This is a genomic window from Serratia myotis (genome assembly GCF_027474885.1).
GTDB lineage: Bacteria > Pseudomonadota > Gammaproteobacteria > Enterobacterales > Enterobacteriaceae > Serratia > Serratia proteamaculans.
Genome location: NZ_CP099707.1, coordinates 637,561 through 650,301, shown reverse-complemented (window position 1 = coordinate 650,301; position 12,741 = coordinate 637,561). Strand labels below are relative to the sequence as shown.

The window sequence follows — 12,741 nt, the reverse complement described above, 5'->3', positions numbered from 1 at the left end:
CGTTATGTATCATGTTGTCGCTGCAACTACCAACCCAGCAAAGATCAAGGCTATTCAATTGGCCTTTGATGACACCTTTGGCACGGGCCAATGCCGTATTGAATCGGTCGACGTCGCCAGTGGTGTCTCACTGCAACCCATAGGTAATCACGAAACCCGCACCGGCGCACGTCAGCGCGTAATGGAAGCACGGCAGGTACGCCCGGAGGCCGACTTTTGGGTCGGCGTAGAAGCAGGAATCGAAGAGAATATGACTTTCGCCTGGATGACGGTGGAAAACCCGCATACCCGTGGCGAATCGCGCTCAGCCAGTCTGATGCTACCGGAGACAATTTTACAGGGAATTCGCGCCGGCCGCGAATTGGGGAGTGAGATGGCGATCATCACCGGCAATGCCGAAGTGAAACGCCAGGGTGGCGCTATCGGTATCTTTACCGATGGGCGATTGAGCCGCACCAGCGTTTACCATCAGGCTCTGCTTTTGGCGCTGGTGCCTTTCCACAACCCGATCTACCAGAACCATAACAACGCAGCACAGAAATAACCTTTGCCGGGCGCGGCGCTACTGTGCATCGCCCAGCAACTGCTGTTCCAGCCACTGTTTCAGCGCTGGCGTCGCCGCCTTCAGGCTGTTCGAACCGCGAGTGATGGTGGCAATTCCCGCCCCCAGTTCGTTTTTCAGCTCACGCTGGCTCATTTCACCGCGCATCAGCTCCTGAATAATCCGTACCCGCGTACCTAAAGCCGTGCGTTCGTCCGGCGTCAACAGCAGTTGCATCAGTGGTTGGTGCAAATCCTGGGCAAACGAATTCTGCAGCAGCGCAACAAAGCGCAGCCAATCCTCATTACCTTGTTCTGAAAGAGCCGGGTCGTTAAGCGATAATTGCGTCATGGCAAGCCACCATACTATTTAACTAGTACAGCAGCATACCATAGCGACGTCAAAATCAATAACGCCTCTGCCACTCGGCATCGGTCAGCACTTTGGCCGGCCGGTGCATGAGATAGCGATAAAATGCGTCGTAAGCCAACACGTTCTTCACGTAGGAACGGGTTTCCGAGAACGGAATGCTTTCGACAAACGCCACCGCGTCAACCCGCCCTTCACTGTTACCCAGCCAGGTATTCACCCGCGATGGACCGGCATTGTAAGCCGCCGATGACAGGATACGGTTGCGACCGAACTGCTGGTATACGTACTCCAGATAGCTGGTACCGATGGTAATATTGACGCGCGGATCAAGCAGTTGGCTTGGGCTTGAGTAACCGGGAATATTGTACATCTGCACGGTATGCTGCGCGGTACGTGGCATCACCTGCATCAGGCCGCTGGCCCCGACCGGTGACTGCGCTTTCGGGTTCCAGGCGCTCTCCTGACGGGCAATGGCCATGGCATAGCTTGGCGTTATTCCCTTATCATCGGTCGCGGCACGGAATTCTTGCGGCCAGGCCACCGGGAAGCGTTCTTCAAGGTGATCCCACATTTTGCCGACGATGGTCGCCTGCACGCTGAGATCGGCCCATTTTTGCTCAAAAGCGTAACGCGCCAGCGCTTCCTGTTCCGGGCGGCTGCGGCTGGCCACGAACGAAGTCCATTCACTGCGCGCCAGATTATCCATGTTCCAGTACATCAGTTCGCGCACCCTGGCGATTTCCGGTCCGTCCACCAGCGAAGCGCGGGGCTTCGCCGCCACTGCCACCATCACCGGATAAGGCGTATTCAGTTTCTGCGCCGCTACCATCGGGTAGAAGCCACGTTCGCTCATCAGCCGACGCAGGATCTCTTCCCCTTCGCTACGTTTGCCTTCGTCCAGTAAAATGCTCGCACGCCAGTAGCGCCATTCATCTTTATTACGTGATTCCGTCGGCAGACGCGCCAGCCAGGTTGCCACCCCCTGACGATCGCCGGCGCCCAGCGCCATACGCACGCGACGCTCCAGCAGTGCCGGTGACTGACTACGCAAGATCACCTTGTCGCGCCACTGGGTCTGTTCAAAGGTCGCGTCGCTGCCCATCAGACGCCATGCCACTGCCTCTTCCAGCCCCAGCCGTTCGCTGTCGCTCATTTTCTGCAGGCGGGCAAGGGTTGGGATCATCGCGCGGGCATTTTCCGCATCCTGACGCGCCAGACGCTCGAAAGCGATGCCGGTTGCCGCACGGGTAAAGTCAGTCGGGCCCACGCTGCGGGCAAAGGACTCGACCGTCGCAGGATCGTTTTGCAGGCGCACCAGGGCATCGCCCATGGTCTGATAATCTGACGGCAACTGACGGTAGAGGCTGTTCACCAGGCCACTATTGCCCTCTTTCAACGCCAGTTTCATGCGTTCCAAAATAGCCGATGGCGTTTGTTTACCGGCCCCCTGCCACACGTTGAACAACTTGTCACAGGCCCCCGGCAACGATTTACCGCTCATCCAGATGTCGTCGACGCCGCTCCAGGCCGCAGGCTTATCGCCGGTGGCCCATTTGGCGTAGTAATAATTACAGCGTGCCGCGATAGGTTTCGGCGGCTGCGGGCTGAAGGTCAACAGGGTACGCCAGTCTTCACGTCGCGCCAGTTCATTCACAAAACGCGGAGCCAGTGACTTGGCCGGCGGCAGCGTCGGATGCTGCTTGATAAAGTCATTTACCTCAGAGAATCCGGCCTGGCTGAGATCTTGCGTCAGCTCACGGTATTCCAGATAAGGGTAAAGCGGGTAATCACGCAGCGTCGGCATCAGTTGCGCCACCACGTCCATCTGTTTACTGTCCCACGCCTGCTTAATCTGCAGGTAACGCTGACGCTGAGCGTCCAGCGAGTCCGCCAATGCGGCGCTTGAAAATGCCGTCAGGCACAGGCCCACAGCTAAAAACCGCCACTTGTCTACCTTGACCATACTGACTCTTTCCTCGCTAATGCTGATGGTGTTGCCAGAGCCGGTTCACCCCGTTGCCGCGCTACGCCAGCAGCCAACGGATCGGTAAACCCGGCTCTCCGAGTATTTCACGCCCTGTCGTGGGATAACGACTATCCGGCACGCCAGAACAAAAGAGGGGGCGCTGAGCAACCCGCTCAGCCATCTACCATAGACAGCGGGATCGCTTATCCATTCACTACTGTAGAAGAAGTTTATCGTCACGATGGGCCTCAGATAAAAAAGGTTTACCCTCGCTGACAAATTAATTAAAGCTGGCGACAATTTTGCCGTATTAATCATTTCACTCCGGCGTTAACACTAACCGGCCGGATCCTCAATTATTAATCCCCGCTGCCAATATAAAATGAAGCCATTTGAAATTATTAGCCGTCGCAGGATTTCGCCATCAAAACGATAAGCAGAAACGTTGCGCAAACCGCCGGAATCCAGGCCTGCCGCACTAACTTTGCAGAAAACGCCTGGCAAACCCTGAGGGACGTTTTTATACTATTAAAAAAAGCTAGGATAATTCCGAGAAAACGGCACATAAAGCGCGCAACAGGGATATCTTATAATACAATCCGCGCCAATTATGGGTTAGATAGTGTTCACCAGGCAGTGCGATTGACAGTTTTCAGCAAGACAATTATCCCTTCAACCGGGTCAGGCTTCTCATTGTTATGTTGCCGCAACAGCACTGCGGACGTGGGCAGGAATGGCAGATGAAGATGGCAAAGTATGCCGCGTTGTTAGCGACCTGCGCAAAAAGCTCCCTCAGGAGCTTCATTTGCGCACGTCTGGACTGCAGCCGTCTGTTGTCGCTGGTTCTGCTCGCCCTGTTGGCATTTCCCGGTTTGGCACGTCCCGAGACTGGCGACCCACATAAAAGTCGCACCCACGCCGTCACTACCGTGGTAGTCGGCATTATCAGCTATGCCCGCTGGCCCAGTGAACCCAACCCCATCCGACTTTGCGTGACTGCGCCGACACAATATGCCGAAGGCCTGTTCGATCCCATCTTGCTGAGCGCCCCCAGGCCAATAAAAGCCGAGCGTATCGCTTTCGACAGCCCGTTGCTGAGCACCGGCTGTGACGTGATTTATTTGGGCAATATCAATGCCGGTCAGAAACAGAATTTTATGCAACGCATTAACGGCCACTCCATTCTCAGCATCAGCGAGAATGATGATGAATGCTCCGCCGGCAACGCGTTTTGCCTGCAGTTCGAAGGTGACACGGCCAGCTTTAAAGTGAACCTTGACGCACTGGCACGCAGCGGCGTGCGCGTTCACCCCAACGTGCTGCAACTGGCACGCAAACAGGCCCCCCCACTATGAAGTGGTTGCGCAAGAACCGATCGGGTCAGTCGCGACCTACGCTGGGGCGGGTGCTGCAACGGGTGCACCTTGGACTGGCGCTGATTGCCGTCGGCACCGCCGGAATTTTCCTGACGCTGGTCGCGTTGTTTGCGCTGCGCGCCTATGCCGACCATAACCTGCATCTGATTGCGCGCTCCATCAGCTACACCGTCGAAGCTGCCGTGGTATTTGAAGACCGCACTGCCGCACGTGAGGCACTGGTATTGATCGCCTCCAAAGAAGAAGTATCAGAGGCAAGAATTCTGAACAACAGCGGCAAAGTGCTCGCCAGTTGGCGTCATCCCAAAGATGGCCCGCTGCACGGTATGGAAGAAATCGTGGCCCACTGGGCGCTGCCCGAGCCGGTGATCCTGCCGATTACTCACGAAGGCAAAGAGGTCGGCAAAGTATGGCTGCTCGGCCACGGCGGCAGCCTGCTGCGTTTTCTGTTGCGCGGTATGGTCGGCATGATCGCCTGTCTGGTGCTCAGTACCCTGTGTGCGCTGGTGCTTTCCCGCCGCATGCTGCTGGGGATTGTCCGTTCGCTGGATGACATCGCCAATGTCGCACATGCGGTACGCCGCGATCGCGCCTTTGGCCTGCGGGTGCCATCAGCGCCGATTGCCGAACTGCATGAGCTGAGCGTCGACTTTAATGGCCTGCTCGATGAGCTGGAAGCCTGGCAGGCACACCTGAAACAGGAAAATGATTCACTGACTCACCGGGCAACGCACGACAGCCTGACCGGCTTGCCGAACCGCGCCTTCTTTGAAGGGCGACTGAGCCGTGCGTTGGGGGACATTAAACCGACCGAAAAGCTGGCGGTGCTGTTTATCGACGGTGACCGCTTCAAGGAGGTCAATGACAGCTACGGTCACGCCGCAGGCGACATGGTGCTGACCACCATTGCCGGGCGCATTCGCGCACAGCTGCGTGAAAGCGACCTGGTGGCACGTTTAGGAGGTGATGAGTTCGCCGTATTATTGGCTCCGGTCCACACTACGGAAGATGTCCTGCAGATTGCCGATAACATTATCGACTGCATGACCCAACCGGTCATTTTGCCGAACGACGAGGCGGTGATTTCCTCTCTGAGTATCGGTATTGCCCTTTACCCTGAGCATGCGGTAACGCCTCAAGGGCTCTTGCACGAAGCTGACGATGCAATGTACCAGGCAAAGCATCGTTATAACGGAGGCTGGCGGCTGGCAATACAGAAATAAAGCCCCGGCTAAAAAATAAAACTAGGGATTTGATTATGATACAGCAAACACTAAAAAACCGTTTCTCACTGCTGGCGATGATGTTTATCGCCCTGCTGGCGCTCGCCGGCTGCCAGAGCAAACCGCAGGGCCTGACGCCTGAGCAGATTGCCCTGTTGCAGTCACAAGGGTTCAAGCTGACGGACAACGGCTGGGAATTTGGCCTGTCCGACAAGGTGCTGTTTGGCAATAACGTCGGCAAACTGAACCCGGAAAGCACCGATACGGTACAAAAAATGGGTCGCGCGCTGATGAGCGTCGGCATCACCCAATTCCGTCTGGACGGTCATACGGATAATTACGGTGAAGACAGCTATAACGATCAGCTTTCGCTGCGCCGCGCCAACGCGGTGGCCGATCTGCTGGCCAGCGTCGGCATTCCTCGTTCCAACATCGAAACCCGCGGCATGGGTAAACGCGATCCGGTGGCCGATAACCGCAGCTCCAGCGGCCGTGCGGAAAACCGCCGCGTCGCGATTGTTGTCACCCCTTAAGCGACCAATATGCGCCTTCACGGGCGCATAAAGGGTTATACCCGTCATCTTTCAAGCCGCAGCGTTGTTACCTGCACTAGCTCACCCCAGTTACTTACTCAAGTAAGCGCCTGGGGATGAGCGAGCTGGGCGCCTAGCTGCAACTTGAAAGCTATAGGGTTATACTTAGCGATCGCTGTGTGATGTCTGGGATCCGCTTTCGAAACGGGCTACACTCCGCAGCCAGACATCCTATAAAAACTGATATAGAGAGGCAGAGGCACCGTGGCTCAATACGTCTATACCATGCATCGCGTCGGCAAAGTGGTTCCGCCGAAGCGTCACATCCTGAAAAACATCTCGCTGAGCTTCTTCCCGGGCGCCAAAATTGGCGTGCTGGGTCTGAACGGCTCAGGTAAATCCACTCTGTTGCGCATCATGGCCGGCATCGATACCGATATCGAAGGTGAAGCCCGCCCGCAGCAAGGGATTAAAATCGGTTACCTGCCACAGGAACCGCAGTTAAACCTGGAACACAGCGTTCGTGAGTCAGTCGAAGAAGCGCTGGCGGAAGTGGTCGGCGCACTGAAACGTCTTGATGAGGTGTACGCGCTGTACGCTGAAGAAGGCGCCGACTTCGACAAGCTGGCCGCTGAACAGGGCCGCCTGGAAGAGATCATTCAGGCCCACGATGGCCACAACCTGAACACCCAGCTTGAGCGTGCCGCCGATGCGTTGCGCCTGCCGGAATGGGACGCGAAAATCGCCAACCTCTCCGGTGGTGAGCGTCGCCGCGTAGCGCTGTGCCGCCTGCTGCTGGAAAAACCGGACATGCTGCTGCTCGACGAACCGACCAACCACCTGGATGCTGAATCCGTGGCCTGGCTGGAACGCTTCCTGCACGACTTCGAAGGCACCGTGGTGGCCATTACCCACGACCGTTACTTCCTCGACAACGTGGCCGGCTGGATCCTCGAGCTGGACCGTGGCGAAGGCATTCCATGGGAAGGTAACTACTCTTCCTGGCTGGAGCAGAAAGACGCTCGTCTGGCGCAGGAAGCCTCTTCCGAAGCCGCACGTCGCAAATCCATCGAGAAAGAGCTGGAGTGGGTTCGTCAGGGCGCTAAAGGCCGTCAGTCTAAAGGCAAGGCCCGTTTGGCCCGCTTTGAAGAGCTGAACAGCACTGATTACCAGAAGCGTAACGAGACCAACGAACTGTTTATCCCACCTGGCGCACGCCTGGGTGATAAGGTTCTAGAAATCAGTAACCTGCGCAAGTCCTACGGCGACCGTTTACTGATTGACGATCTCACCTTTGCGGTACCGAAAGGCGCGATTGTCGGCATTATCGGCCCGAACGGCGCGGGTAAATCCACGCTGTTCCGCATGATGTCCGGTCAGGAACAGCCTGATTCCGGCAGCATCGTGCTGGGTGACACCGTCAAGCTGGCCTCGGTCGATCAGTTCCGCGACAGCATGGATAACTCCAAAACCGTGTGGGAAGAAGTCTCTGGCGGTCAGGACATCATGCGTGTCGGCAACACCGAAATGCCAAGCCGCGCCTACGTCGGCCGCTTTAACTTCAAGGGTGTCGATCAGGGCAAACGCGTCGGCGAGTTGTCCGGGGGTGAACGTGGTCGTCTGCATCTGGCCAAGCTGCTGCAGGTTGGCGGCAACGTACTGCTGCTCGATGAACCGACCAACGACCTGGATATTGAAACCCTGCGCGCGTTAGAAAACGCCCTGCTGGAGTTCCCTGGCTGCGCGATGGTTATCTCGCACGACCGTTGGTTCCTTGACCGCATCGCCACCCACATTCTGGATTACCAGGATGAAGGCAAAGTGGAGTTCTTCGAAGGTAACTTCACCGAATACGAAGAGTACAAGAAACGGACGCTGGGCGCCGAAGCGCTTGAGCCACACCGTATCAAGTACAAAAGAATCACCAAGTAATCCGAAAGGCGCCGCATGCGGCGCCTTTTTTATTCCCGCGCCAGCTCGCGGGCATAGTCGTCAAATACCGGGTGCTGCAATACCACATCGATAAAACAGGCCAGCGCCGGTGAATTCAACTTGCGGCTCGGATAGACCAAATACAGTTCATTGCCTTCCGCCTGCCAGTCCGGCAGCACCTCAACCAATTGCCTCTGTGCCACCACCTCACGGCTGAGAAAAGCCGGCAGCAAGGTAATGCCCGCACCGGCAATCGCACATTCACGCGCGTACAACAGATTATCGGTGATATGCCGCATCGGCAGTTGCCAACGAAAATAGTCGTCACCCCTGCGCAGGCTCCAGACCGGCCAGGAGCGGTGTGCAATACAACGGTGCTGCTGCAACTGCTGCGGATCGACAATCGGTGGGGACTCTGCCAAATAAGCCGGTGAAGCCAGCAAATAACGCGGCGCATGCCCCAAGCGACGGCCAATCAGTGAAGAGTCCTGTGGCTTGCCGGTGCGCAACGCCGCATCGAACCCTTCCTGCACCATGTCCACCATCGCATCAGACACCGACACCTCCAGCGAAACGTCCGGATATTGGCGCTGGAAATCCGCCGCCAGCCGCGCCAGCAACGTCGCCCCCAGTCCGGCAGGCGTCGAGATGCGCAACCGCCCGCTAGGGTTATCACGCAGCCGTTGCAGCGCCAGATCGGCCCGTTCGGCGGCGGACAGCATCTCCTGGCAGTGCTCCAGATAACGCTCGCCGGCAAAGGTCAGATTGAGCTGACGGGTAGTACGGTTCAGCAGCCGCAGGCCCAGCGTCTGTTCCAACTGGCTGATGCGTTGGCTAACGCTGGACTTCGGCAAAGCGGCACGTTTGGCGGCGGCGGTAAAACTGCCACACTCTGCCACCAGCGCAAACAATGCCATATCCTGTAGCTGCTTAAACCTCATTGTTCACCTCAAACGAACACTTAGTTAGTTATTGTCCATCTTATCACTCCCCTCTAACAGGTCTACACTGGGGCTATACATTCGAAAGGAGCAAAGTCATGCCGATTAAAGCCATTGCCGTAGACCCGAAAAACCCCGCCGGTTTCATTGAAATCAGCCCGGAAAAAACTACCCCAGGCCAGTACGATTTACTGGTGGAAGTCAAAGCGGTGTCGGTCAACCCGGTGGACACCAAGGTTCACGCCGGTCTGCAAAAAAGCGGCCTGCAGCAGCCACGTATTCTCGGTTGGGATGCCAGCGGCGTAGTGGTAGAAGTGGGCAGCAGCGTCAGCGGTTTCAAGCCCGGCGATGAAGTCTGGTATGCCGGTGACATCACCCGCCCAGGCAGCAACACCACCCATCAGTTGATTGATTCGCGCATTACCGCCCATAAGCCACGTAGCCTGAACTGGGCCGAGTCCGCAGCGATGCCATTGACCGCCCTGACCGCCTGGGAAGCGCTGTTCGAACACCTGAAAATTCAGGACGCCGCGCCTGGCAAAACCCTGTTGATTATCGGCGGTGCCGGTGGCGTAGGTTCGTTGGCCATCCCATTTGCTGCCCAGCGCAGCCAGGTAAAGGTGATTGCGACTGCATCGCGCCCCGAATCAGCGGCCTGGTGTCGGGAGCGCGGTGCCGATCTGGTGGTCGACTACCACGATTTGAAAGCTAATCTGGCGCAGCAGGGTATTGAGAGCGTGGATTATATTCTTTGCCTGAACGATACCGACGGTCACTGGCAAGCCATTTCCGATCTGATCGCGCCAATGGGCCATATCTGCACCATCGTAGAAAACGCCCAGCCGTTGGACCAAAATGCATTGAAGTTGAAAAGTGCCGCGCTGCACTGGGAATTGATGTTTACTCGCAGCATGTTCACCACGCCGGACATCGCCCAACAGGGTGAGATCCTCAAGCAAGTGGCGCAACTGCTGGATGAAGGAAAACTGAGCACCACCCTGAGCGAAACCTTGCAAGGGCTGACGGTAGAGACCCTGACCGCCGCGCATAAAAAGCTGCACGACGGGCATATGCAGGGCAAACTGGTGATTGTTTACTGATGACAGTTGGGGCGCAGCACTGAACTGCGCCCCAATGGCTTATACCGCCGCAACACCGACCAGCCGACTGGCATCAGCTGCCAGCAACTGCTTGACCAGCTCGACGCAGCGCAGGAAGCGTTCGTCGTAGTCGCTGGACTCCACGTGTACGTACTCGATGTTATTGGCCCGCAGCATCTCTTCCAACAAATGCTGGAACACCTTGCGATCCTTGGGATTCCCCAGACTGCGCAGGCCATCCGCCACCCAGGGGGTGTTATTTTCCAGCAGGATCACCAGATCAAACCGATATTCGTCGATCAGCGCCTGCACAAAGGGGTGTTCTCGCCCTTCGTACTTTTTGCAAAACGCCTGAGTGGTGACAAAGTCGGTGTCGATAAATGCCACTTTGTTGGCGTACTTCACCGCAAAGTCGACGTACTGCGCCTGCCCGAGGGCGATCTTGTCGTAGTCGGAATACTGGAGCGCCATCTCATCCCCGCCGAGGTGCGAGAACACATAGTCGCGGCCATACTCCCAGGCACTGGTGGTGTTAAAGATGTTTGCCAGTTTGTTCACCAGGGTCGATTTACCGCTCGACTCCCCGCCGAGGATCGCCACGGTACGCACAAAGAACGGCTTCACTTCGGTCGGAATATAATCCCAATAGCGGAACGGATCCTGACGGATCTGGCGGCCACTGATATTCATAAATGAACGTTCGGGATCGATCAGGACGGTTTCAATCGCCAGATGTTCACGGTAACGCGGGGCGTCCTGCGCTTCGCTGGAATAGATGAAACTCGGCACTATGGCTTTCTGTTCCAGGAAGGCCTTCACCCCATCGCTCCAGACGTTCCAACCGTGCGGATAGGGTTCAATGCCCTGCTCGTCGAACGAATGAATATGGATGTTTTTCTGGTATTTGAAGGTTTGCAGCAGCCAGCGCAGGCGATCGCTGACCGTCGGCTGTTGCGACATCGAACTGTTCTCGAACAGCTCTCTGTCACGCGGTTCGTCGTAACACAGGATCACGTGCAGCTCATCCACCTGGCTACAGGCGCGCTGGATCAGATAGATGTGGCCGGTGTGCAGGGGGTAAAATTTACCAAACACCACGCCGACCTTTTTCTCACGCCGTGGAAATTCCAGGCCAAGATAGCGGTGCAGCGCCTCCAGTTTCTGGGCGCTCGGACTTTTGATTTTGTCGTTTAGCAGCTGGCTGAGGTAGCCTTTGGTCATGCCACTGGCATCCGCCACCTGCTGCAGAGTGCAGCTCTTCTGCTTAATTGACGCCTTCAGGTAATCGAATTGCCGCATAGCCCCTCCGTTTAATATGCTAAACAAAATAGCATAATCTGCACACCGCGTGGCAATTAATAAAACTGCTCCAGGACGTCCAGCGCGTCTGCCAATTTCTTCACACCGAACACCTGCATATTGGCCGGTGGTTTTTTCGGTACGTTGGCATGCGGCACGATGGCTCGCTTGAAACCGTGTTTCGCCGCTTCGGAAATACGCTCCTGACCGCTGGGCACCGGGCGGATCTCCCCCGCCAGCCCCACTTCGCCAAACACCACCAAATCGTTTGGCAGCGGGCGATCGCGCAGGCTGGACACCAGTGACATCAATAGTGCCAGATCGGCGCTGGTTTCACTGACTTTCACCCCACCCACCACGTTGACGAACACGTCCTGATCGGACATCTGCAGCCCGCCGTGACGGTGCAGCACCGCCAGCAGGATCGCCAACCGGTTTTGTTCCAGGCCAACGGCTACACGACGCGGGTTGGACATCATCGAATGATCCACCAGCGCCTGGATCTCCACCAGCAACGGCCGCGTGCCTTCCCAGACCACCATCACCGAACTGCCGGAGGTCACTTCATCGCCACGGCTGAGGAAGATGGCCGACGGGTTGCTGACCTCACGCAGGCCCTGCTCAGTCATGGCGAAAACGCCCAATTCATTCACCGCACCAAAGCGGTTTTTGTGGCTGCGCAGGGTACGAAAACGCGAATCGGCGTCGCCGTCCAGCAGCACCGAGCAGTCGATACAGTGTTCCAAAACTTTCGGCCCGGCCAGCGAGCCGTCTTTGGTGACGTGTCCCACCATCACAATCGCTACGCCGCGCGTCTTGGCGAAGCGTGTCAGATAGGCGGCAGTTTCACGCACCTGCGCCACGCTGCCCGGCGAAGACTGAATATCAGCCATGTGCATCACCTGGATGGAGTCGATCACCATCAGTTTCGGCTGCTCCTGCTCGGCAATCAGGCAGATCTGCTCGATACTGGTTTCCGACAGCATATTCAGGCCACCGGTTGGCAAACCGAGGCGGTGGGCGCGCATCGCCACCTGTTGCAGTGACTCCTCGCCGGTGACGTACAGGGTTTTCATCTGCTCGGACAGCTTGCACAGCACCTGCAGCAATAGCGTACTCTTGCCGGCACCAGGGTTACCACCGATCAGGATCGCACTGCCCGGCACCACCCCACCGCCCAGCACCCGGTCAAACTCAAGGAAACCGGTGGAGAAACGCGGCAGCTCGTCCAGACTGATGTCCGACAGCTTTTGCACCTTGCTGATACCGGCATCACCGGCGTAGCCGCTAAGACGCTCATTGCGAGAGGAGGAAGACACCGCAGCCAGGCGCACTTCTGTAATGCTGTTCCAGGCGTGGCAAGCGCTGCACTGCCCCTGCCAGCGCGGATAATCGGCCCCGCACTCATTACATACAAACGCCCGTTTTGCTGCTTTTGCCACGTATTACCTCAATCTT

General features: G+C 57.0%; 11 protein-coding genes. 6 read left to right on the top strand and 5 right to left on the bottom strand.

Annotated elements, in window-relative coordinates; translation table 11 throughout:
• The first annotated feature begins 4 nt into the window (after nucleotides 1–4).
• Nucleotides 5–544, top strand: coding sequence for an inosine/xanthosine triphosphatase (yjjX, locus tag NHG65_RS02980; RefSeq protein ID WP_261427624.1), 540 nt, complete (start codon nucleotides 5–7; stop codon nucleotides 542–544).
• Nucleotides 545–562: 18 nt separating this feature from the next.
• Here yjjX and trpR read toward each other — a convergent pair whose 3' ends face one another.
• Nucleotides 563–892 (bottom strand): trp operon repressor, encoded by a 330-nt coding sequence (gene trpR, locus NHG65_RS02975; RefSeq protein ID WP_012005129.1) that lies wholly within the window; start codon nucleotides 890–892, stop codon nucleotides 563–565.
• A 55-nt stretch (nucleotides 893–947) separates the two neighbouring features.
• A complete protein-coding gene (gene sltY / locus NHG65_RS02970) occupies nucleotides 948–2,876 on the bottom strand; it encodes a murein transglycosylase (protein WP_261427625.1) in 1,929 nt (642 codons plus the stop codon).
• 743 nt (nucleotides 2,877–3,619) lie between these two features.
• Between sltY and yfiR the strand changes: the two genes are divergently transcribed.
• The 4 genes from yfiR (at nucleotide 3,620) to ettA (ending at nucleotide 7,943) form a co-directional block, all read left to right on the top strand.
• The gene (gene yfiR, locus NHG65_RS02965; protein ID WP_207977908.1) at nucleotides 3,620–4,234 is read left to right on the top strand and encodes a regulatory sequestration protein YfiR; all 615 of its coding nucleotides are present in this window, start codon (nucleotides 3,620–3,622) and stop codon (nucleotides 4,232–4,234) included.
• Nucleotides 4,231–5,478, top strand: coding sequence for a diguanylate cyclase DgcN/YfiN (dgcN, locus tag NHG65_RS02960; protein WP_099063145.1), 1,248 nt, complete (start codon nucleotides 4,231–4,233; stop codon nucleotides 5,476–5,478). The genes yfiR and dgcN overlap by 4 nt, the downstream gene beginning before the upstream one ends.
• Nucleotides 5,479–5,513: 35 nt before the next feature.
• Complete coding sequence (gene yfiB, locus NHG65_RS02955; protein WP_261416075.1) at nucleotides 5,514–6,011, top strand: outer membrane lipoprotein YfiB; 498 nt, start codon at nucleotides 5,514–5,516, stop codon at nucleotides 6,009–6,011.
• Between the two features lie 264 nt (nucleotides 6,012–6,275).
• Nucleotides 6,276–7,943, top strand: a complete 1,668-nt coding sequence (ettA, locus tag NHG65_RS02950; RefSeq protein WP_099063147.1) for an energy-dependent translational throttle protein EttA — start codon at nucleotides 6,276–6,278, stop codon at nucleotides 7,941–7,943.
• Between the two features lie 29 nt (nucleotides 7,944–7,972).
• On the opposite strand, the gene NHG65_RS02945 is transcribed toward ettA, so the two are convergent.
• Entirely contained in the window at nucleotides 7,973–8,884 is a 912-nt protein-coding gene (locus NHG65_RS02945) for a LysR family transcriptional regulator (RefSeq protein WP_099063148.1), read from the bottom strand.
• Nucleotides 8,885–8,982: 98 nt separating this feature from the next.
• On the opposite strand from NHG65_RS02945, the gene NHG65_RS02940 reads away from it, so the two are divergent.
• Entirely contained in the window at nucleotides 8,983–9,984 is a 1,002-nt protein-coding gene (locus NHG65_RS02940; RefSeq protein WP_499182931.1) for a zinc-binding alcohol dehydrogenase family protein, read from the top strand.
• Nucleotides 9,985–10,023: 39 nt separating this feature from the next.
• Here the strand turns inward: NHG65_RS02940 and nadR are convergent, their stop codons facing one another.
• Entirely contained in the window at nucleotides 10,024–11,283 is a 1,260-nt protein-coding gene (nadR, locus tag NHG65_RS02935) for a multifunctional transcriptional regulator/nicotinamide-nucleotide adenylyltransferase/ribosylnicotinamide kinase NadR (RefSeq protein WP_085120142.1), read from the bottom strand.
• Between the two features lie 56 nt (nucleotides 11,284–11,339).
• Nucleotides 11,340–12,725, bottom strand: coding sequence for a DNA repair protein RadA (gene radA, locus NHG65_RS02930; RefSeq protein ID WP_012005120.1), 1,386 nt, complete (start codon nucleotides 12,723–12,725; stop codon nucleotides 11,340–11,342).
• Nucleotides 12,726–12,741 lie beyond the last annotated feature (16 nt).

What these genes read in the sequence shown, in the direction of transcription:
- yjjX (WP_261427624.1), top strand. Translation starts at nt 5, where the DNA reads ATGTATCATGTTGTCGCTGCAACTACCAACCCAGCAAAGATCAAGGCT.
- trpR (WP_012005129.1), bottom strand. Translation starts at nt 892, where the DNA reads ATGACGCAATTATCGCTTAACGACCCGGCTCTTTCAGAACAAGGTAAT.
- sltY (WP_261427625.1), bottom strand. Translation starts at nt 2,876, where the DNA reads ATGGTCAAGGTAGACAAGTGGCGGTTTTTAGCTGTGGGCCTGTGCCTG.
- yfiR (WP_207977908.1), top strand. Translation starts at nt 3,620, where the DNA reads ATGAAGATGGCAAAGTATGCCGCGTTGTTAGCGACCTGCGCAAAAAGC.
- dgcN (WP_099063145.1), top strand. Translation starts at nt 4,231, where the DNA reads ATGAAGTGGTTGCGCAAGAACCGATCGGGTCAGTCGCGACCTACGCTG.
- yfiB (WP_261416075.1), top strand. Translation starts at nt 5,514, where the DNA reads ATGATACAGCAAACACTAAAAAACCGTTTCTCACTGCTGGCGATGATG.
- NHG65_RS02945 (WP_099063148.1), bottom strand. Translation starts at nt 8,884, where the DNA reads ATGAGGTTTAAGCAGCTACAGGATATGGCATTGTTTGCGCTGGTGGCA.
- NHG65_RS02940 (WP_499182931.1), top strand. Translation starts at nt 8,983, where the DNA reads ATGCCGATTAAAGCCATTGCCGTAGACCCGAAAAACCCCGCCGGTTTC.
- nadR (WP_085120142.1), bottom strand. Translation starts at nt 11,283, where the DNA reads ATGCGGCAATTCGATTACCTGAAGGCGTCAATTAAGCAGAAGAGCTGC.